Genomic DNA, 20,695 nt, shown 5'->3' on the forward strand with positions numbered 1-20,695 from the left:
TATAGAAAAACAAAAGAGGTAATTGGATGGAACCTTTTGTTAAAAATAATCAATCCTATTTATCAATTGATAGTTGGATGAGACGTTTCCCGAAGTTGACGGCCGGTTTCACAACCAAAAATGGCGGGACGAGCAAGGGAGACTATAAGACCCTAAACCTTGGATTTCATGTTGGTGATGATGTATCCGCTGTTTGCTCAAATAGAGAAAAAGTCGCGGAATTGCTGGAGTTTCCGTTAAGCAGCTGGACTGGTGCTGAACAAACACACGATACGATCCTTAAGAAAATAACAAAAACCGATCGTGGAATTGGATCCGATTCATACGAAAATGCCTTTAAAGGTACTGATGGATTTTATACGGATGAAGAGGGAATCCTGTTAACACTTTGTTTTGCTGACTGTGTCCCTCTTTTTTTTATTGCCCCAGAGAGAAGAATGATTGGTATCGCTCACGCTGGCTGGAAAGGGAGCGTTGGTCAAATCGCCAAAAAAATGATAGACACATGGGGCCAAGAGGGGATTAGGCCAGAGGGGATTTATGTCGCAATTGGACCTTCCATTTGCGAAAAATGTTATATGGTTGATCAACATGTTATAAACTTTGTAGAAAAATCACTAGTAGAAGGCGCGGCATTCACCTATAATTTAATTAGTGAAGGGCAATATTCCCTTAATCTACAGGAACTAAATAAACAGATTCTTCTTGGGTCCGGTGTTCCGGAGCAAAATATTCTTCAAACAGGCCTATGTTCTAGCTGCGATCAAGAGGAATTTTTCTCTCATCGCCGTGATAAAGGCAGAACAGGAAGAATGATGAGTTTTATTGGCTGGAAGGAGTAATTATTCAAGATGAAAGTAGCAGAAAATCTAAAGCGCATTAACCTGCAAATAAATGAGGCCTGCCATAAAGTGAATCGAAGCAGTGAAGAGGTAACTTTAATTGCGGTGACTAAATACGTCAGCATTGAACGAGCTGAAGAAGCACTGGGGGCAGGTATTCATCATCTTGGTGAAAACCGTGATGACAGTCTTTTAGAAAAGTGGGAAGTATTACAGGACAAGCCTACATGGCATTATATTGGATCATTGCAAACACGCAAAGTTAAAAATATTATTGATAAAGTTGACTATATTCATTCATTGGACCGCTTATCCCTTGCAGAAGAAATAAATAAGCGTGCAAACCATCAAATGAAATGCCTTGTTCAAGTCAATGTTTCTGGTGAAGCATCGAAACACGGTCTTTCTTTAGAAGAAGCTATTCCTTTTATCAAAGCTCTTTCAAGCTATGAACACATTGTGGTGGATGGACTCATGACTATGGCTCCATTAACAGATGATGAACAAATTCTTCGGGATTGTTTTCGGAAGTTAAGAGAGCTTCGGGGGCAAGTTCAGAGCCTGCAGTTAGAGTTTGCGCCATGTTCAAATCTTTCAATGGGAATGTCCAATGATTTTGCTATCGCCATTGAAGAAGGGGCAACCATGATTAGAATTGGCACGGCACTTGTCGGTGAAGACGGTTAAGGAGAGAAGAAAATGACGATTAAATCAAAACTAAAAACATTTTTCTTTTTAGATGATGAATATGATAATAACAATGAAGAAGTTGTAGAGAAGACCGTTCCAGTTAAACAAAAACAACAGCCTGTTAAAAGTCAAAACGTTGTTAGTTTTCAAAGTATCCCAAAGCCTGTCGGAACAACTACTGCGACTACTGCAACTAATACAACAAAATCCTCAAAAGTAATCATACTGGAGCCTATAACGTATTCAGAATCAACAGAGATTGCCGATCATTTAAAAAATCGTCGCGCTGTGGTCGTAAACCTGCAAAGTATTGACCAGACTGAAGGCCGTCAGATCGTTGATTTCTTAAGTGGAGTCGTATACGCGATAGGTGGAGACATTCAAAAAATCGGCTCAAGTATTTTTTTATGTACTCCCGATAATGTAGAAGTCACTGGGAATATTACAGATTTCCTTCCTGAACACCATAACCCTAATACAAGGTGGTAATGTGAATGGCTTTTATCTTTACCTTATTAATAAAATTAATCAATATTTATTCATGGGCGTTAATTATATATATATTGATGTCTTGGTTTCCAAATGCAAGAGAAACGATGATTGGAAGATTTTTGACAAGAATTTGTGAACCTTATTTAGAGCCATTTAGAAAGATCATTCCCCCAATTGGAATGATGGATATTTCTCCGATTGTGGCATTCCTTGTTTTAAATTTTGCCACCACCGGTTTAGGCAGTGTGTACAGGTGGCTTGTATAACAATGAAAAATAGGTTGTGTTAAAAGGGATGAATATTTATCAGCATTTCCGTCCAGAGGAACGGGAATTTATTGATCAGGTCTTACAATGGAAAAGCAATGTGGAGCAGCAATACGCCCCTAAGCTAACTGATTTCCTCGACCCTAGAGAGCAGCATATTCTCAAAATGCTCCTCGGTGAGCATGGCGAGGTAAAATATCAGTTCTTTGGCGGGATATCTGGTTTAGAAAGAAACAGGGCCCTCATTTATCCGGAATATTTAATTCCGAATGAAGATGATTTTCAAATCAGTTTATTTGAAATTCAATACCCGCGAAAGTTTGTCACGATTGAACACCGGCAGGTTTTAGGGACACTCATGTCAGTAGGTCTCAAACGCGGGAAATTTGGTGACATTCTGATAAGTGAGGGGCTGGTTCAATTTTTTGCTGCTAAAGAGATAAGTCCATATATAAAGAACAATGTCGAATCAATAGGCAGGGCAGGAGTAAGATTAGTTGAAACAGGTATCGAAAATGCCGTAGCTGCTGCCGCAGTTTGGGATGAGAATGAGTTAACATTGTCATCCTTACGACTCGATACGGTTATATCGGGAATTTATCATCTATCCAGGCAAAAATCCCTTGCCTTAATTCAGCATGGACTAGTCAAAGTGAACTGGACTTCGATCGAGAATCCTTCTTTTCCATGTGAAGCAGGTGATATGCTCTCCGTAAGAGGACACGGACGAGCCAAAATTATCGGTTTGGATGGCAAAACAAAAAAAGAAAAATGGCGAATTACTGTAGGGAAACAAAAATAATTGTAAATGCAGCAGGATTTTCGGAAAAACTTGTCGAATATTTGCTTATACATATGGAAGTACAGAATGCATGGAGGTGGCTTTAATGCCGTTAACGCCGTTAGATATTCATAATAAAGAGTTTAATAAAGGATTTCGCGGGTATGATGAAGATGAAGTAAATGAATTTCTTGACCAGGTAATCAAGGATTATGAACTTGTTCTTAGAGAAAAAAGAGAATTGGAAGAACGCCTCAATGAGATGAATGAGCGTCTAGGCCATTTTGTAAATATTGAAGAAACACTCAATAAATCAATCATTATTGCCCAAGAGGCTGGGGAAGAAGTAAAACGCAATGCCCAAAAGGAAGCGAAACTGATCATCAAAGAAGCCGAGAAAAATGCCGATCGGATTGTGAATGAATCCCTTTCAAAAGCAAGAAAAATTGCCCTAGAAATTGAAGACTTAAAGAAACAATCAAAAGTATTCCGGACTCGTTTTAAAATGTTGATTGAAGCACAGCTCGATATGCTGAATACAGATGATTGGGATCATTTATTAGAGTATGAAGTCGATGCAACAGAATTAAAGATTCATGAAGAAGAAGATTCATTAGCTTGACGAAATGCATTTTATTAGCATATAATTTTTAGACATAGTAAATAGAATGGAAATTGACGATGAAAGGGACAGTACAATTTTTCTCGAGACTTTTCTAGCGAGTCGGGGGTGGTGAAAGCCCGATAAAGTTGAAAAATTGGAAGATCACCCTCGAGTTCCAGGTTGAAACCCCAATCGGGATAGTAGGCTTAGGCGTGTTATTCACGTTACGAATGGTAAAGAGGATAGTACGAATGGGTATTATCTATCAGGGTGGTACCGCGGGAAAAAACCTTCTCGTCCCTATTTGGGATGAGAAGGTTTTTTTATTTGTCTATTCCCGATTCTGATTATATGAACAAGGATTTTAGGAGGAAAAGGAAAATGGAATATAAAGACACGCTTTTAATGCCAAAAACAGAATTTCCGATGCGTGGAAACCTTCCCCAAAGAGAACCTGACTTACAGGCTAAATGGGAAGAAATGAACATTTATCAAAAAGTACAAGAGCGGACAAAGGGACGTCCAATGTTTGTCCTTCATGATGGGCCTCCATACGCTAATGGAGATATCCATATGGGGCATGCTCTAAATAAGATCTTAAAAGACATGATTGTCCGTTACAAATCAATGAGCGGTTTTCATGCTCCGTATGTACCTGGCTGGGATACACATGGGTTACCGATTGAACAGGCTTTAACCAATAAAGGTGTTAAACGGAAAGAAATGACGATTGCTGAATTCCGGGAACTTTGTACAAAGTATGCCCTTGAACAAATTGATAATCAGCGGACACAATTTAAGCGTCTTGGTGTTCGGGGGGATTGGGAGAATCCATACATTACCCTCAAACCTGAATACGAAGCACAGCAAATTAAAGTGTTTGGCGAGATGGCCAAAAAAGGCTACATCTATAAAGGCAAAAAGCCTGTTTATTGGTCTCCATCAAGTGAATCAGCTTTGGCTGAAGCTGAAATTGAATACCAAGATAAAAAATCTGCGTCTATCTACGTTGGCTTTAAAGTTAAAGACGGCAAAGGTGTCCTAGATACTGATACAAGCATTGTCATTTGGACAACAACCCCTTGGACGATTCCGGCTAACCTCGGAATTTCCGTACATCCTGATTTAAACTATGTGGTCGTTGCCGTAAACGGTGGGAAATACCTCGTCGCAGAGGCATTATTAGAGGCTGTTACCAAAGAGGTAGGTTGGGAAGAAACAGAAGTCGTTCAAAAGGTCAAAGGCTCAGAACTAGAATATATCATCGCTGCTCATCCATTATACGGTCGTGATTCTCTAGTGATGTTAGGGGAACACGTTACTACGGATGCTGGTACTGGATGTGTTCATACAGCTCCAGGTCATGGTGAAGATGACTTCTATGTTGGTCAGAAATATGGTCTAGATGTGTTATGTCCTGTAGATGATAAGGGTGTGATGACAAGTGAGGCCGAAGGGTTTGAAGGTTTATTTTACGATACAGCTAATAAGCCAATTGCCCAAGCCTTAGAAGAGGCAGGAGCATTATTAAAGCTATCATTTATCACGCACTCTTATCCGCATGACTGGAGAACCAAGAAACCGGTTATTTTCCGTGCGACAGCCCAATGGTTCGCTTCCATTAAAGATTTCCGGGATGAACTATTAGAAGCTGTAAAAGAAACCAAATGGGTTCCTGCCTGGGGAGAAACAAGATTATTTAATATGGTTCGCGACCGTGGTGATTGGTGTATCTCTCGTCAGCGTGTTTGGGGTGTTCCTATTCCAGTATTCTATGCGGAGAATGGCGAGGAAATTATTACGGATGAAACAATTGAACATATTTCTAACCTATTCCGTGAGAATGGTTCCAATGTTTGGTTCGAACGGGAAGCAAAAGATTTACTTCCTGAGGGATTTACACATCCAGGAAGTCCGAATGGAACATTCACTAAAGAAACGGATATTATGGATGTTTGGTTTGATTCTGGTTCATCCCATCAGGCCGTACTGCTTGAGAGGGAAGATTTAGTAAGACCAGCAGACCTTTATCTTGAAGGTTCAGACCAATATCGCGGCTGGTTTAACTCATCATTATCAACGGCTGTTGCTGTTACCGGTAAGGCTCCATACAAAGGTGTACTTAGCCACGGCTTTGCTCTTGACGGAGAAGGAAGAAAGATGAGTAAATCAATTGGAAATGTCGTCGTTCCAGCAAAGGTTATGAATCAATTAGGTGCCGATATTTTACGCCTTTGGGTAGCATCGGTTGACTACCAGTCAGATGTTCGTGTATCCGATGCGATCCTAAAACAAGTGGCAGAGGTTTACCGTAAAATCCGGAACACTTTCCGTTTCTTGTTAGGAAACTTAGCAGACTTTGATCCGACTGTAAACAAAGTAGATTACGCAAACTTACGTGAAGTGGATCAGTTTATGCTTGTAAAACTGAATAAATTAATCAATTATGTACGAAATGCTTATGAGAACTATGAGTTTGCGGGCATTTATCATGCTGTCAATAATTTCTGTACGTTAGATTTAAGTGCATTTTATCTTGATTTTGCAAAGGATGTTCTTTATATTGAGGCTGCCGATAATCACGAGCGCCGTGCTATTCAAACGGTGTTATATGAATCACTGCTAGCGTTAACTAAATTGGTTTCTCCAATTCTTTCACATACAGCTGATGAGGTTTGGCAGTTTATTCCTGCGGTAAAAGAGGAAAGTGTCCAATTAACAGACCTGCCGGAGTATCAGGAGTTAGCAGGGGCAGAAGCTCTCGAGGAAAAATGGTCTGCTTTCATGACGCTCCGAGACGATGTGTTAAAAGCTCTTGAAGAAGCCCGTAATCAGAAAGTAATCGGTAAGTCTTTAACGGCTAAGGTAGCTTTATATGTAAATGAAAAATCAAAAGCACTGTTGGATTCTATCAGTGAAGATTTGAAGCAGTTGTTTATTGTTTCCGGCTTTGAAGTGGCTGGATCGTATGATCAGGCACCTGAAAATGCTGTGAAATTAGAAACAGCCGCAATTGTAGTGACAAAAGCTGAAGGTGAAACATGTGAACGCTGCTGGATTGTAACACCAGAAGTGGGTCAAGACCCAGAGCATAGTACCCTTTGTCCGCGTTGTGCCAATGTAGTTAAAGGAAATTATTCACATCTAGCATAATGTTTAGCCCCTTGCCAACAACAGGCAAGGGGCTTTTTCTATATTGTTATACCATATTCGAGAAAATCAGTATTTTTAAAATTTACCTTTTTCGCTAATAGTTGTAGTCGTTGTCAATTGTTTTATCGTGTCAGGAATGATTCTGCGGAGATAATAGTACAAATGACAAATTACGGAGGTAACAACTATGAATGCCATGCAGGAAAAGCTGTTTTTAGAACTCCGTCAAACGAAGGAAGAAATTGAGAACTCTCTTAAGCAACAAAAGCAACAGTGGCTCACCTCTATTTTAATGGCAGAGCTTAAAGACATTAATACCGCTATTCAAAAGGTCGAGGATGGGAAATTTGGCCAATGTGAGATTTCTGGTGAATTGATCCCTGATGATTTACTTAAAATGCTACCTACCATCAGGTCGGTTAAGGATTCAAAGGAATTAGAACACTATTACAAAAAGCCCCTTTCAACTGCTTTTTTATAATGTTACATTGTCGTTTTGCGATTAAGTATGCTAAAATGCAAAGGAGATTAGAAAAGCTTATTGCTGACTCTAGTCAGCTTAATGTGGAGGTATTTTTAAGTGTTTTATTACTTAATCGCAATTTTTGTAATTTTATTAGACCAATTTACAAAATGGCTAATCGTAAACAACATGTTTTTAGGGGAGAGTATTACAATCATTAATAATGTTTTGTATATTACCTCTCATCGCAATCGTGGAGCTGCGTGGGGGATTCTCCAAGGCCAAATGTGGCTTTTTTATGTTATTACTATTGTGGTTATTGTAGCCATTATGTTTTATCTGCACAAAGCTGCACGAGGAAAGGTGTTATTAGGAGTTTCTTTAGCATTAATGCTTGGAGGTGCGATTGGAAATTTTATTGATCGTGTCTTGAGAAAAGAAGTAGTTGACTTTATCCATGCGTATATTTTTAACTATAATTTTCCAGTCTTTAATATTGCTGATTCAGCATTAGTTATTGGTGTCATTTTGTTAATGATTCAAATGCTGCTAGATGAGCGGGGATCAAAGGAGAAATCATATGGAGAAAATGGAACACACCATTCTTGAAGATCAAAAAGGCGACCGAATTGACAAGGTCATCTCAGGTTTAGACGAAGAATGGTCACGAACACAGGTTCAGCAATGGATTAAAAATGGGAATGTCCTGGTTAATGGACAACCCGTTAAAACAAATTATAAATGCAGCTTAAATGATGAAATCGAAATTAATATCCCAGATCCTGAAGAACTGGATGTCATTCCAGAGGAAATGGATTTAGATTTTTATTATGAAGATAAAGATGTATTAGTGGTTAATAAGCCGCGGGGAATGGTAGTTCATCCGGCCCCGGGGCATATGTCTGGAACACTTGTAAATGGCCTAATGGCACACTGTACGGATTTATCCGGGATTAATGGAGTGTTACGTCCGGGGATTGTTCATCGTATTGATAAAGATACATCTGGACTATTAATGGTTGCGAAAAACGATATGGCACATGAGAGCCTTGTAAATCAATTGGTGGAAAAGACGGTTACACGTAAATATAAAGCGATTGTTCACGGAGTCATTCCTCATGATTTTGGCACCATTGATGCACCTCTAGCGAGGGATACAAAGGATAGGCAAAGTATGGCGGTTGTCGATAACGGCAAACATGCGGTCACGCATTTTCATGTGATCGAACGTTTTAAGGATTTTACCTTTGTGGAATGTCAATTAGAGACAGGCAGAACGCACCAAATCCGTGTCCATATGAAATATATTGGCTATCCGCTTGCTGGTGATCCAAAGTATGGTCCGAGAAAAACATTAGATATTGACGGACAAGCCTTACACGCCGGTATACTTGGATTCACCCATCCAAGAACAAAAGAATATTTAGAATTTGAGGCGCCCCTGCCGGAGGATTTTGAACGTCTTCTTGAACAACTTCGTAAATAATAATTGACGCTAGCCCAAATATGGGGTACTATGAGTATAGTTTAATAAGCCTTTAAATCAGTCCCGTGAGGCTGAGAAGGAGACGGTTAAGTTATAGGCCCACTATGCCTTTAACTAAAATTAACTTATCTACCTCTCGCCAAAACCGGTGAGAGGTTTTTTATTTTAAGATAATAAAAAGTAGGTGTAAAATGAACCAAAAAGCTCTGGTCCTTGATGAACAAGCCATTAATCGGGCACTTACGAGGATTGCTCATCAAATTATCGAAAAGAATAAAGGGATTGAGGGATGTGTGCTTGTAGGTATTCGTACAAGGGGAATCTATTTGGCAAAACGCCTAGCCTCAAGAATAGAGGAAATTGAAGGAAATCCAATCCCAGTCGGTGAAATTGATATAACCCTTTATCGGGATGATTTAACAAAAAAAACAGAAAATCAAGAGCCGCTAGTAAAGGGTTCAGATATACCAGTTGATATCAGTGATAAGATTGTTATTCTGGTTGATGATGTATTATATACAGGCAGAACGGTCAGAGCAGGACTTGATGCGCTGATGGATTTTGGCCGACCGGCAGCGATTCAGCTGGCAGTCCTTGTAGACAGAGGGCATCGTGAACTTCCTGTAAGAGCTGATTATGTAGGCAAAAATGTACCAACATCCAGTGATGAAAAAATTGTCGTTGAATTGGTGGAAGTAGATAAAATTGATCAAGTAGGTATTTTTGACAAATAAATAGCACGCCCTTTTAAAAGGCAGTCCTGTGAGGCTGACAAAGGGGAGAAGCCATGAAACTATTGGCATTTCTACACCCTCTTTGTACCCTCATGTACACAAGAGGGTTTTTTTATGGCTAAAAAGCAGACAATATAGATTAACTAAATAAAATTAGGAGAAACAAAAAAAAATGAAAAATACACCGGTCTTAGATGTTTCAGATATTCCAAAATCATCGCAATGGCTTACGTTAAGCTTACAGCATTTATTCTCTATGTTTGGTTCAACCATTCTTGTACCATACCTGGTTGGCTTAAGTCCATCCCTTGCGTTAATCTCAAGTGGACTTGGAACCCTTGCATTTTTGTTAATCACAAAGGGGAAAGTACCAGCTTACCTAGGCTCATCCTTTGCCTACATTATCCCAATTAAATTATTGAATGAAACAGGCGGCCCAGGAGCCGCCATGGTTGGAACATTTATAGCAGGGATTCTTTATGGAATTGTTGCCTTAGTTATTAGTAAGTCAGGGCACCGTTGGGTAATGAATTTATTACCTCCAATTGTGGTCGGTCCTGTTATTATCGTTATCGGCTTAGCATTATCATCCACTGCTGTGGGAATGGCAATGAATAACCCTGCTGGAAAATACAGCATGCTACATTTCTCTGTGGGTCTTGTTACTTTGGCTGCTACGATTATTTTCTCAATTTACGCAAAGAAAATGTTAAGTATTATCCCAATTTTGGCAGGTATTATTGTAGGTTATATTTATGCACTAGTGGTAGGAGTTGTTGACTTCACACCGGTTGTAAAAGCACATTGGTTTGAGATGCCAGAATTCGTCATTCCATTTGTAAGCTATAAAGTCAAATTTACTTGGGATATAGTCACACTAATTATCCCAATTGCGGTTGTTACATTGTCAGAGCATATCGGTCATCAGCTAGTTCTTAGTAAGGTTGTAGGACGTGATTACATTAAAAATCCGGGGTTACATCGATCGATTTTAGGTGATGGAACAGCAACTATCATTTCATCTTTAATTGGCGGACCTCCAAAAACCACTTATGGTGAAAACATCGGGGTCTTAGCCATTACTCGCGTATACAGTGTTTACGTCATTGCAGGTGCAGCAGTATTCGCGATTATCTTCGGATTTATCGGAAAGGTAACAGCATTAATCCAAACGATTCCGACACCAGTCATGGGTGGTGTATCCATCCTGCTATTCGGTATTATCGCTTCATCTGGGCTAAGAATGCTTGTGGATAGTAAAGTTGATTTCGGTGACAAACGAAACCTAGTGATCTCATCCGTAATCCTGGTTCTAGGGATCGGCGGAGCGATTGTAAAACTTCCTTATAATATTCAAATCCAAGGAATGGCATTAGCAGCCATCATCGGAGTACTGTTAAACTTAATTCTGCCAGGAAGACAAGAGGCCGATGAGAATATGTTTGGTACAGAAGAAGAAAATAGTAAAACTGCATAGTTGTTAGAACAGAACCTTTTAAATGAAGTCCAGTGAGGCTTCTAAGGGTGTAAAGCTTGAACAAAGAGACGGATAGGATTTTCGTATCTTTGTGAAGGTATGGTCGTTTACACCCTGATCACAAGGTCAGGGTGTTTTTATTATCTTTGAAAGGCGGAAATTGGATGTTACAACATTTATTAACCACAAATGAATTAAAGGTGGAAGAGATTTATCAAATCTTAAATGATGCTCACAACTTTAAAAAAGGAATGGAGTGGCATCCAGAGGGAAAAATTTTCGCTGCCAACTTATTTTTTGAACCAAGTACAAGAACAAAAAGCAGTTTTGAAGTGGCTGAAAAAAGGTTAGGTCTTGATGCAATCCACTTTGAAGTACTGACATCTAGTGTTCAAAAAGGTGAAACACTTTATGATACAGTGAAAACATTAGAATCCATTGGTGTAAAAACAGTTGTAATTCGACATGATCAGGACCGCTACTTTGATGAATTAGTAGGGAAGGTAAATATACCAATCATCAATGGTGGTGATGGCGTCGGCCATCATCCTACACAATCACTTCTAGATTTAATGACGATTCATGAGGAGTTTGGCCAATTTGCCGGGTTGAAAATCGCTATTATTGGAGATATTCGTCATAGCCGGGTTGCCCGTTCTAATGCGGATGTATTGACAAGACTTGGAGCAGAAGTGATTTTTTCTGGCCCTGAAGAATGGTTTGATTCCCGCAGTGCCGATATGTCTAAGTACAGACCGATTGACCAAGCCATTCAGGAAGCGGATGTTGTTATGCTGCTAAGAGTGCAGCATGAACGGCATCAACAAAAAAGCAGCTTTACGGCAAATGAGTACCACAAACAATATGGTCTTACTCTTGAAAGAGAAAAAATGATGAAGCAGGACAGCATTATCATGCACCCTGCACCAGTTAATAGAAATGTAGAAATTGCCGATAGTCTTGTAGAGTGCAAGAGATCAAGGATTTTTAAACAAATGGAAAACGGTGTGTATGTCAGAATGGCAGCCATTAAGAGATCAATTGAAAGTCTTGAAGGAGGAAACCAAAATGAAACTACTTATTCAGAACGCGTGCTACATAGCATCTAAAGGAGAAAAGAAACAAGCTGATATATTAATAGAAGATGGCATCATAACAAAGATTGAAACACAAATCGACACAATTGTGGATCGCACAATTAACGCGGAGGGTAAATTAGTTTCACCTGGATTTATCGACCTGCATGTCCACCTCCGTGAACCAGGCGGCGAAAAAAAAGAAACCATCGCAACAGGAACAGCAGCAGCGGCAAGAGGCGGATTTACCACTATTGCCAACATGCCAAACACAAGACCGGTGCCTGACACCATTAACAACATGGAGGACTTGCAAAAGCGGATCAAGGACACAGCAAAGGTTAGGGTGCTGCCGTATGCTTCGATTACGATTCGTCAGTTAGGCCAGGAGTTAACAGATTTTGAAGGTCTAAAAGCTAACGGAGCTTTTGCCTTCACGGATGATGGTGTAGGAGTTCAGTCTGCAAGCATGATGCTTGAAGCGATGAGAAAAGCTGCAGCACTTGATATGGCGATTGTCGCTCACTGTGAAGAAAACACATTAATCAACAAAGGTTCTGTCCACGATGGTTCATTTGCGAAGAAACATGGATTGAATGGAATTCCGTCAATCTGTGAATCCGTGCAAATTGCAAGGGATGTTTTACTGGCAGAAGCAGCTGAATGCCATTATCATGTCTGCCATATCAGCACGAAGGAATCCGTCCGAGTGGTAAGAGATGCGAAACGAGCAGGAATTAAAGTAACGGCAGAAGTAACACCTCATCACTTATTATTATCTGAAGATGATATCCCAGGCCTGGATGCTAACTTTAAGATGAATCCGCCGCTTCGTTCTGCAGAAGACCGCAAAGCCTTAATAGAAGGGCTTTTAGACGGAACGATTGATTTCATCGCAACCGATCATGCACCCCACACAGCAGAAGAGAAGCTTGAGGGAATGACTTTAGCACCATTCGGTATTGTCGGGCTCGAGACGGCGTTCCCGCTTTTATATACTCACTTAGTATTGAAGAACATCATGACGCTTGAACAGTTGATAGACTACTTAACAGTAAAACCAGCAGAGGCATTTGGTCTGCCTTATGGAAAAATTGAGGTGGGGGCACCGGCAGATTTAGTCCTCTTAGACTTAGAAGAACAAGAAATTAACCCAGAAGAATTTTTATCAAAAGGAAAAAATACACCATTTGGCGGTTGGAAATGTAAAGGATGGCCTGAAATGACAATCGCTGGAGGAGAAATCGCTTGGGAAAAAGGACGTGTGTTAGTATGAAAAAACAATTAATCTTAGAAGATGGAACCATCTTTATTGGTAGAGGCTTTGGAAGTGATACAGAAACAATTGGTGAAGTTGTTTTTAATACAGGGATGACAGGCTATCAGGAAATCATATCTGACCCATCCTATTGTGGGCAAATTGTCACATTAACATACCCATTGATTGGTAATTATGGAATTAACCGAGACGACTTTGAATCCATAAATCCTGCTATAAAGGGGTTAGTTGTTAAAGAGGCAGCAGACTTCCCATCCAACTGGAGAAATGAATATACCTTAGATGAATACTTTGATATGAAAAAAATCCCTGGGATTGCAGGTATTGATACACGTAAATTAACAAGAATTATCCGTCAATACGGAACACTTAAAGGTGCCATCTGCAGCATTGAGAAGGACCCAAAAGAGGTTTTGGAACAATTAAGAAAATCTCCACTTCCAACAAATCAAGTGAAACAAGTTTCTACTAAAAATTCTTATCCAAGCCCAGGACGCGGCAAAAGAGTCGTACTTGTTGATTTTGGGATGAAGCACGGAATCTTAAGGGAACTAAACCACCGGGATTGTGATGTGGTTGTTGTCCCTTATCATACGACAGCTGACGAAATCCTCCAGTTACGTCCGGATGGAATTATGCTGTCAAATGGACCTGGGGATCCAAAAGATGTTCCAGAAGCAATTGATATGCTAAAAGGTGTATTAGGCAGGGTGCCATTGTTTGGAATTTGCTTAGGTCATCAGTTATTTGCACTAGCTTGCGGAGCTAACACAGAAAAAATGAAATTCGGTCATCGCGGTTCAAACCATCCGGTCAGAGATCTTTCAACAGGAAAAGTTGCCATTACCTCACAAAACCACGGTTATACAGTGGAAGAAGAATCGATTAAAAATACAAGATTAAAAGTTACGCATATTGCAGTTAACGACGGTACAGTTGAGGGACTAAAGCATCTAGATTATCCAGCTTTTACGGTTCAATACCATCCCGAAGCATCTCCAGGACCAGAAGATGCAAACGGACTATTTAATCAATTTATTGACTTGATGGAAAAGCACAAACAGGAGGTTACAGCAAATGCCTAAACGTACAGATATCAAATCCATTCTAGTAATCGGTTCAGGACCCATTGTCATCGGCCAGGCAGCAGAATTTGACTATGCAGGGGCACAGGCATGTATCGCATTAAAAGAAGAGGGTTACCGTGTTATTCTAGTAAACTCAAACCCTGCAACCATAATGACAGATACTGAGATGGCAGATGCCGTTTATATTGAACCATTAACCGTTGAATTTGTCAGCAGAATCATTCGCAAAGAACGTCCAGATGCACTTCTAGCGACTCTTGGCGGACAAACAGGCCTTAACCTGGCGGTTGATCTTACAAAATCAGGCGTTTTAGCTGAATGTGAAGTAGAAATTCTTGGCACGAAACTTTCAGCGATTAACCAAGCGGAGGATCGCGACCTTTTCCGCAGCCTAATGAACGAATTAAACGAACCCGTTCCAGATAGTGAAATTATTCATGAATTAGCAGAAGCAAAGGCATTTGTTGAAAAAATTGGCTTCCCTGTAATTGTCCGTCCTGCCTTTACATTAGGGGGAACAGGCGGCGGAATCTGCCATAACGATGAGGAATTAGAAGAAATCGTTACTAGCGGCTTAAAGCACAGCCCTGTAACTCAATGTTTACTAGAAAAAAGTATCGCTGGTTTCAAGGAAATAGAATATGAAGTAATGCGTGATGCAAACGATAATGCGATTGTGGTTTGTAACATGGAAAACATCGATCCTGTCGGCGTACACACAGGAGATTCGATTGTTGTGGCACCGAGCCAGACATTAAGTGACCGTGAGTACCAGCTGCTTCGAAATGTTTCATTAAAAATCATTCGTGCTTTAGGAATTGAAGGGGGCTGTAACGTTCAGCTTGCTTTAGATCCAGATAGCTTCCATTACTATATTATTGAAGTAAATCCACGTGTTAGCCGTTCTTCGGCACTGGCGTCGAAAGCAACTGGTTATCCAATTGCTAAGCTTGCAGCTAAAATTGCAGTCGGTTTAACCCTAGATGAAATGTTAAATCCGGTTACAGGAAAAACGTATGCAAGCTTTGAACCTGCGCTTGATTATATCGTGACGAAAATCCCTAGATGGCCGTTTGACAAGTTCGAATCGGGCAATCGTTCACTAGGTACTCAAATGAAAGCAACCGGTGAGATTATGGCGATTGGCCGTACATTCGAAGAATCATTATTGAAGGCGATTAGATCCCTTGAAGCAGGCGTTCATCACTTTGAACTAAACGGTGCATCTGAGATTGATGATGAATTACTTGAGAAGCGGATCCGTAAAGCGGGAGATGAAAGACTCTTTTACATCGCAGAAGGGTTAAAACGTGGATTAACGATAGACACCATTCATGAATGGAGTAAAATCGATTTGTTCTTCTTAAAGAAGATGGAAGGAATTATTGAACTGGAAAAGGCGATTGCAGCAACTCCGTTCGAAACCGAAATCTTACTAGAGGCAAAACAAAAAGGTTTTACTGATAAAAAAATCGCTGAACTATGGAATATATCTGAAGGAGAAATTTACCGGACCAGGAACAATCTAGAGATTAGACCTGTATATAAAATGGTTGATACATGTGCAGCAGAATTTGAATCGGCAACACCTTACTACTATGGCACCTATGAAGAGGAAAACGAGTCGATTGTGACAGAGAAAAATAGCGTGATTGTACTAGGTTCTGGACCGATCCGAATCGGCCAAGGGATTGAATTTGATTATGCGACGGTTCACTCTGTAAAAGCAATTAAAGAAGCAGGTTATGAAGCGATTATCATCAACAATAATCCAGAAACCGTATCGACTGATTTCAGTATTTCCGATAAACTTTACTTCGAGCCGCTTACAATTGAAGATGTAATGAGTATTATCGATTTAGAAAAACCAGTAGGAGTAGTTGTTCAATTCGGCGGACAAACCGCGATCAACTTAGCTGCTAAACTTGAAGAAAACGGTGTGAAAATTCTCGGAACAAGCTTAGAAGATTTAGACCGCGCAGAAAATCGTGATAAATTTGAACAGGCTCTTCAACAATTAAATATCCCGCAGCCGTTAGGAAAAACAGCCATGTCAGTGGAAGAAGCAGTGGTGATTGCCGGCGACATCGGTTATCCGGTCCTAGTCCGTCCTTCTTACGTGTTAGGCGGAAGGGCGATGGAAATAGTCTACCGTGAAGAAGAACTGCTTTACTATATGAAAAACGCAGTAAACGTAAACCCTGAACATCCAGTCTTGATTGACCGTTATTTAACAGGAAAAGAGATTGAAGTAGATGCGATTTGTGATGGAACAAACGTCTTAATCCCAGGCATTATGGAACATATCGAAAGAGCTGGGGTTCACTCTGGTGATTCGATTGCTGTTTACCCGCCGCAAACGCTAAGTGAGAAAACCAAACAAACCCTTGTTGAGTATACTGAGAAACTAGCAAAAGGCTTAAATATTATTGGCTTACTAAATATTCAATATGTACTTGCAGGTGACGAAGTGTTTGTTCTAGAGGTCAATCCAAGATCAAGCCGTACCGTTCCATTCTTAAGTAAAATTACCAATATCCCAATGGCTAAGATTGCAACAAAAGCGATTCTTGGGGTATCCATCCTTGACCAAGGTTACATTCCAGGTCTTGTTACTGAAAAAGAAGGAGTATACGTCAAAGTTCCTGTATTCTCTTTCGCCAAACTGAAGAGTGTCGATATCACGCTTGGACCGGAAATGAAGTCAACTGGAGAGGTCATGGGTAAGGATGTAACACTGGAAAAAGCTTTATACAAAGGATTAGTTGCCTCAGGTATGAAAATTCAGCCATTTGGCACTGTATTGTTCACGGTAGCCGATAAGGATAAAGAAGAAGCATTAAAGCTTGCGAAGCGTTTCTCAAGCATCGGCTATCGTCTAATGGCCACAAGCGGTACAGCAGCTGTGTTAGAATCGGCAGGCCTAAGAGTAAAAGTGGTAGGAAAGATTGGTTCAGAAGAAAAAACACTCTTAGATGTTATCCATAATGGAGAAGCCCAGTTCATAGTTAATACACTAACAAAAGGCAAACAGCCGGAACGTGATGGATTTAGAATCCGCCGTGAATCTGTTGAAAATGGTGTTCCATGCTTAACTTCATTAGATACAGCTGATGCAATCTTAAAAGTGATTGAATCCATGAATTTCTCAGCAGAACCAATGGCAGCAATGAAAAAGGAGGCAGTGTTTGCATGATCCAAAAAGAGTTATGCAAAATTCTAAGCCAAAAAGAAATAGCATCAGATATCTATGAACTTACTATAAATGGCGAATTGGTTACCCAAATCACGTCACCAGGTCAATTTGTTCATATTAAAGTTTCAAATGGCTTGGATCCACTGTTACGCAGACCAATAAGTATTTCTTCATACGATTTTGAGCAGAAGAGTTTAACGATGATTTATCGTAAAGAGGGAAGAGGAACTTCCATGCTAGCAGAATTACAACCAGGGATGTTGGTTGACATCCTTGGTCCGCTAGGTAATGGATTTCCTGTAGACGAGGTAAGCATAGGGGATACGGCGCTACTTGTTGGGGGCGGAATCGGTGTCCCTCCATTGTATGAGTTATCGAATCAGTTGGTTGCAAAGGGTGTTAAAGTCATCCATGTGCTTGGATTCCAGACAGCATCCGCTGTCTTTTACGAAGAAGAATTTTTGAAAAATGGGGAAACCTATGTGACGACAGTAGATGGTTCTTATGGAAGAAAAGGCTTTGTCACTGATGTCATGAAAGATTTGCAGTTTGATTGTATTTATACCTGCGGTCCAACTCCGATGTTACGAGCAATTGAACAGAATTATCAAGATAAAAAAGTATTCTTATCGCTTGAAGAGCGAATGGGCTGCGGCATCGGTGCCTGCTTTGCTTGTGTATGTAAAAAGAAGGATGATCCAACAGGAGTTTCTTATAAGAAGATCTGCAGTGATGGTCCTGTATTTCGAGCCGGGGAGGTATTGATATGAGTCGATTAAATATTGAATTACCAGGCTTAAACTTAAAAAACCCAATCATGCCTGCATCCGGCTGCTTCGGGTTCGGCAGAGAATACAGTCAGTTCTATGATTTGAGTGTACTTGGCGCCATTATGATTAAAGCTACAACTGTAGAACCAAGGTTCGGAAATGCAACACCGCGTGTCGCGGAAACTTCTGCCGGCATGTTAAATGCAATTGGCTTGCAAAATCCTGGACTGGATAAAGTTCTTGGCGAAGAGCTGCCTTTCTTATCTCAGTATGATGTACCAATTATTGCAAATGTAGCCGGCTCACTTGAAGAGGATTACGTGGAAGTAGCCCGTCGAATTTCTAAGGCACCAAATGTACATGCGCTTGAACTAAATATTTCCTGCCCGAACGTAAAAACAGGCGGGATTGCGTTTGGAACCATTCCGGAAACAGCAAAACAATTAACCCGTAAGGTTAAAGAGGTATCAGAGGTACCCGTATATGTGAAGCTGTCGCCCAATGTAACCAACATTGTAGAAATGGCGAAGGCCGTTGAAGCAGGTGGTGCGGATGGGCTGACGATGATTAATACCCTTATTGGAATGAGACTTGATTTAAAAACCGGCAAACCGATACTTGCCAATCGGACCGGTGGATTGTCCGGCCCAGCAATTAAACCAGTGGCGATTCGGATGATTCACGAAGTCAGCCAGGCGGTCAGAATTCCCATTATCGGTATGGGCGGCGTGGAGACGGCTCAAGATGTCATTGAATATTTTTATGCGGGGGCTAGTGCAGTCGCAGTAGGAACAGCAAACTTTGTAGATCCGTTTGTTTGCCCGACAATCATAGAAGAATTACCAAGATTACTTGAAGAATTAGGGTTTGAACACATCAGTGAATGTACAGGAAGGAGCTGGAAGGAACATGGACAACTCGCTTATCATCGCGCTTGATTTTCCCGGCATGAATGAAGTTAATCAATTTCTGAAGCCGTTCGCGGGTAGAGAGCTATTTGTAAAAGTTGGGATGGAGTTGTTTTACCAGGAAGGCCCCTCGATCATTCATCAATTAAAGGAGCAAGGCCACCGTATTTTTCTAGATCTAAAACTCCATGACATTCCGAATACAGTTAAAAGTGCGATGAAGGGTCTTGCTCGTCTAGAGTGTGATTTGGTTAATGTTCATGCAGCCGGTGGAATAGATATGATGCAGGCGGCCCTTGAAGGTCTTGAAGCAGGTACCCCGGGAGGACGGAAACGACCTGCCTGTATCGCAGTAACCCAATTAACAAGTACGTCTGAGGAACAAATGAAAAAAGAACAGCTTATTCCGATCTCCTTGAAGGAATCGGTGCTTCATTATGCCTCGATTACGAAACAAGCTGGTCTAGATGGAGTTGTGTGCTCTGCATGGGAAGCAGCAATGATAAAGGAAGAGGCTGGACAATCGTTTCTGACGGTATGTCCGGGGATTCGAATGGCGTCAGATCAGGTTGGAGATCAAAAACGTGTCACAACCCCTGAAGCAGCACAGACAATGGGGGTAAGTTCGATTGTTGTAGGCCGGTCGATTACTCGTTCACAAGACCCGCTTACAAGTTATCAACAATGGATGGAAGCATGGAAGGGAGTACAACAATGAAAAAAATAATTGCCGAAAAATTACTAGAAATCAACGCGGTTGCCTTGAAGCCCGAGGTACCGTTTACATGGGCGTCAGGACTTCGTTCCCCAATCTATTGTGATAATCGTCTAACTCTTTCCTATCCTGAGGTGAGAAACGCAGTTGCGGCAGGATTGCAGCAGCTGATTCAGGAACATTTTCCGGGAACTGAAGTAATTGCTGGAACCGCAACCGCTGGGATTCCTCATGCTGCATGGGTCAGCGGTCTTATGGACCTACCGATGTGCTACGTACGATCAAAAGCAAAGGGGCACGGTAAAGGGAACCAAATTGAAGGGAAAGCCGAAGCTGGCCAAAAAGTAGTCGTAGTCGAAGACTTAATCTCTACCGGCGGCAGTGTAATCACAGCGGTTAATGCCTTAAAAGAGGCTGGCTGTGACGTGCTAGGGGTCGTATCGATCTTTACATATGGCCTTGAAAAAGGGAAACAATTATTTGAGGAAGAAAATATTAAGAGTTTCTCTTTAACTGATTTTTCTACCTTAATTGAAGTGGCTATTACAAAGGGCTATGTTAGTTCGGAAAATCAGGAAAGCCTGCTTTTATGGAGTAAAGATCCAGCTGCATGGAGTAAAAAATTCGAAGAAGCAGAATCGGTTACAAAATAAATTTTTCGCTGATAAAGTGTGG

Annotated in this window: 20 protein-coding genes and 1 other annotated feature; all 20 genes read left to right on the plus strand. The window is 40.8% G+C overall.

The genetic code is table 11. The features are described from left to right. Positions 1-26: 26 nt before the first annotated feature. The 20 genes from pgeF (at position 27) to pyrE (ending at position 20,673) form a co-directional block, all read left to right on the plus strand. Entirely contained in the window at positions 27-842 is an 816-nt protein-coding gene (pgeF, locus tag L1999_RS08300) for a peptidoglycan editing factor PgeF (protein WP_235743110.1), read from the plus strand. Between the two features lie 9 nt (positions 843-851). After that, positions 852-1,529, plus strand: a complete 678-nt coding sequence (locus L1999_RS08305; RefSeq protein WP_235743111.1) for a YggS family pyridoxal phosphate-dependent enzyme — start codon at positions 852-854, stop codon at positions 1,527-1,529. A gap of 12 nt (positions 1,530-1,541) precedes the next feature. Next, positions 1,542-2,021, plus strand: a complete 480-nt coding sequence (locus L1999_RS08310) for a cell division protein SepF (protein ID WP_235743112.1) — start codon at positions 1,542-1,544, stop codon at positions 2,019-2,021. Between the two features lie 5 nt (positions 2,022-2,026). Continuing rightward, complete coding sequence (locus tag L1999_RS08315; RefSeq protein ID WP_235743113.1) at positions 2,027-2,290, plus strand: YggT family protein; 264 nt, start codon at positions 2,027-2,029, stop codon at positions 2,288-2,290. A gap of 28 nt (positions 2,291-2,318) precedes the next feature. Continuing rightward, a complete protein-coding gene (locus L1999_RS08320) occupies positions 2,319-3,092 on the plus strand; it encodes a YlmH family RNA-binding protein (protein ID WP_235743114.1) in 774 nt (257 codons plus the stop codon). Between the two features lie 85 nt (positions 3,093-3,177). Next, positions 3,178-3,693, plus strand: coding sequence for a DivIVA domain-containing protein (locus L1999_RS08325; protein ID WP_101647372.1), 516 nt, complete (start codon positions 3,178-3,180; stop codon positions 3,691-3,693). Between the two features lie 50 nt (positions 3,694-3,743). Next, positions 3,744-3,980: a binding site (T-box leader), on the plus strand. A gap of 76 nt (positions 3,981-4,056) precedes the next feature. Next, positions 4,057-6,828, plus strand: coding sequence for an isoleucine--tRNA ligase (gene ileS, locus L1999_RS08330; RefSeq protein ID WP_235743115.1), 2,772 nt, complete (start codon positions 4,057-4,059; stop codon positions 6,826-6,828). A gap of 187 nt (positions 6,829-7,015) precedes the next feature. Beyond that, positions 7,016-7,309: a hypothetical protein gene (locus L1999_RS08335; protein ID WP_235743116.1), complete on the plus strand. Its 294-nt coding sequence runs from the start codon at positions 7,016-7,018 to the stop codon at positions 7,307-7,309. Between the two features lie 99 nt (positions 7,310-7,408). Next, a complete protein-coding gene (gene lspA, locus L1999_RS08340) occupies positions 7,409-7,900 on the plus strand; it encodes a signal peptidase II (protein ID WP_235743117.1) in 492 nt (163 codons plus the stop codon). Beyond that, positions 7,872-8,777, plus strand: coding sequence for an RluA family pseudouridine synthase (locus L1999_RS08345; RefSeq protein WP_235743118.1), 906 nt, complete (start codon positions 7,872-7,874; stop codon positions 8,775-8,777). Before lspA ends, L1999_RS08345 begins: the two co-directional genes overlap by 29 nt. A 191-nt stretch (positions 8,778-8,968) precedes the next feature. Continuing rightward, positions 8,969-9,511 (plus strand): bifunctional pyr operon transcriptional regulator/uracil phosphoribosyltransferase PyrR, encoded by a 543-nt coding sequence (gene pyrR, locus L1999_RS08350; RefSeq protein WP_235743119.1) that lies wholly within the window; start codon positions 8,969-8,971, stop codon positions 9,509-9,511. Positions 9,512-9,683: 172 nt separating this feature from the next. Beyond that, entirely contained in the window at positions 9,684-10,988 is a 1,305-nt protein-coding gene (locus tag L1999_RS08355; protein ID WP_235743120.1) for a solute carrier family 23 protein, read from the plus strand. Positions 10,989-11,152: 164 nt separating this feature from the next. Further along, positions 11,153-12,097 carry an aspartate carbamoyltransferase catalytic subunit gene (locus L1999_RS08360; protein WP_235743121.1) on the plus strand — a complete coding sequence of 315 codons (945 nt, stop codon included), beginning with the start codon at positions 11,153-11,155 and terminating at the stop codon, positions 12,095-12,097. After that, on the plus strand, positions 12,057-13,340 hold the full coding sequence (locus L1999_RS08365; protein ID WP_235743122.1) for a dihydroorotase: 1,284 nt from the start codon (positions 12,057-12,059) through the stop codon (positions 13,338-13,340). The genes L1999_RS08360 and L1999_RS08365 overlap by 41 nt, the downstream gene beginning before the upstream one ends. Beyond that, entirely contained in the window at positions 13,337-14,428 is a 1,092-nt protein-coding gene (locus L1999_RS08370; RefSeq protein ID WP_235743123.1) for a carbamoyl phosphate synthase small subunit, read from the plus strand. Before L1999_RS08365 ends, L1999_RS08370 begins: the two co-directional genes overlap by 4 nt. Next, positions 14,421-17,627 (plus strand): carbamoyl-phosphate synthase large subunit, encoded by a 3,207-nt coding sequence (carB, locus tag L1999_RS08375; protein WP_235743124.1) that lies wholly within the window; start codon positions 14,421-14,423, stop codon positions 17,625-17,627. Before L1999_RS08370 ends, carB begins: the two co-directional genes overlap by 8 nt. Beyond that, entirely contained in the window at positions 17,624-18,397 is a 774-nt protein-coding gene (locus L1999_RS08380) for a dihydroorotate dehydrogenase electron transfer subunit (protein ID WP_235743125.1), read from the plus strand. Before carB ends, L1999_RS08380 begins: the two co-directional genes overlap by 4 nt. Next, a complete protein-coding gene (locus L1999_RS08385; RefSeq protein ID WP_235743126.1) occupies positions 18,394-19,335 on the plus strand; it encodes a dihydroorotate dehydrogenase in 942 nt (313 codons plus the stop codon). Before L1999_RS08380 ends, L1999_RS08385 begins: the two co-directional genes overlap by 4 nt. After that, entirely contained in the window at positions 19,307-20,023 is a 717-nt protein-coding gene (gene pyrF / locus L1999_RS08390) for an orotidine-5'-phosphate decarboxylase (protein ID WP_235743127.1), read from the plus strand. The genes L1999_RS08385 and pyrF overlap by 29 nt, the downstream gene beginning before the upstream one ends. Further along, on the plus strand, positions 20,020-20,673 hold the full coding sequence (pyrE, locus tag L1999_RS08395) for an orotate phosphoribosyltransferase (protein ID WP_235743128.1): 654 nt from the start codon (positions 20,020-20,022) through the stop codon (positions 20,671-20,673). The genes pyrF and pyrE overlap by 4 nt, the downstream gene beginning before the upstream one ends. Positions 20,674-20,695: the final 22 nt, after the last annotated feature.

The organism is Neobacillus drentensis (assembly GCF_021560175.1).
In the GTDB taxonomy this organism is placed as follows: domain Bacteria; phylum Bacillota; class Bacilli; order Bacillales; family Cytobacillaceae; genus Neobacillus; species Neobacillus drentensis_A.

Bases quoted from the DNA above. Each gene is read 5' to 3' on its own strand.
- pgeF (WP_235743110.1), top strand. From the start codon at position 27: ATGGAACCTTTTGTTAAAAATAATCAATCCTATTTATCAATTGATAGT.
- L1999_RS08305 (WP_235743111.1), top strand. From the start codon at position 852: ATGAAAGTAGCAGAAAATCTAAAGCGCATTAACCTGCAAATAAATGAG.
- L1999_RS08310 (WP_235743112.1), top strand. From the start codon at position 1,542: ATGACGATTAAATCAAAACTAAAAACATTTTTCTTTTTAGATGATGAA.
- L1999_RS08315 (WP_235743113.1), top strand. From the start codon at position 2,027: ATGGCTTTTATCTTTACCTTATTAATAAAATTAATCAATATTTATTCA.
- L1999_RS08320 (WP_235743114.1), top strand. From the start codon at position 2,319: ATGAATATTTATCAGCATTTCCGTCCAGAGGAACGGGAATTTATTGAT.
- L1999_RS08325 (WP_101647372.1), top strand. From the start codon at position 3,178: ATGCCGTTAACGCCGTTAGATATTCATAATAAAGAGTTTAATAAAGGA.
- ileS (WP_235743115.1), top strand. From the start codon at position 4,057: ATGGAATATAAAGACACGCTTTTAATGCCAAAAACAGAATTTCCGATG.
- L1999_RS08335 (WP_235743116.1), top strand. From the start codon at position 7,016: ATGAATGCCATGCAGGAAAAGCTGTTTTTAGAACTCCGTCAAACGAAG.
- L1999_RS08345 (WP_235743118.1), top strand. From the start codon at position 7,872: ATGGAGAAAATGGAACACACCATTCTTGAAGATCAAAAAGGCGACCGA.
- pyrR (WP_235743119.1), top strand. From the start codon at position 8,969: ATGAACCAAAAAGCTCTGGTCCTTGATGAACAAGCCATTAATCGGGCA.
- L1999_RS08355 (WP_235743120.1), top strand. From the start codon at position 9,684: ATGAAAAATACACCGGTCTTAGATGTTTCAGATATTCCAAAATCATCG.
- L1999_RS08360 (WP_235743121.1), top strand. From the start codon at position 11,153: ATGTTACAACATTTATTAACCACAAATGAATTAAAGGTGGAAGAGATT.
- L1999_RS08365 (WP_235743122.1), top strand. From the start codon at position 12,057: ATGAAACTACTTATTCAGAACGCGTGCTACATAGCATCTAAAGGAGAA.
- L1999_RS08370 (WP_235743123.1), top strand. From the start codon at position 13,337: ATGAAAAAACAATTAATCTTAGAAGATGGAACCATCTTTATTGGTAGA.
- carB (WP_235743124.1), top strand. From the start codon at position 14,421: ATGCCTAAACGTACAGATATCAAATCCATTCTAGTAATCGGTTCAGGA.
- L1999_RS08380 (WP_235743125.1), top strand. From the start codon at position 17,624: ATGATCCAAAAAGAGTTATGCAAAATTCTAAGCCAAAAAGAAATAGCA.
- L1999_RS08385 (WP_235743126.1), top strand. From the start codon at position 18,394: ATGAGTCGATTAAATATTGAATTACCAGGCTTAAACTTAAAAAACCCA.
- pyrF (WP_235743127.1), top strand. From the start codon at position 19,307: ATGGACAACTCGCTTATCATCGCGCTTGATTTTCCCGGCATGAATGAA.
- pyrE (WP_235743128.1), top strand. From the start codon at position 20,020: ATGAAAAAAATAATTGCCGAAAAATTACTAGAAATCAACGCGGTTGCC.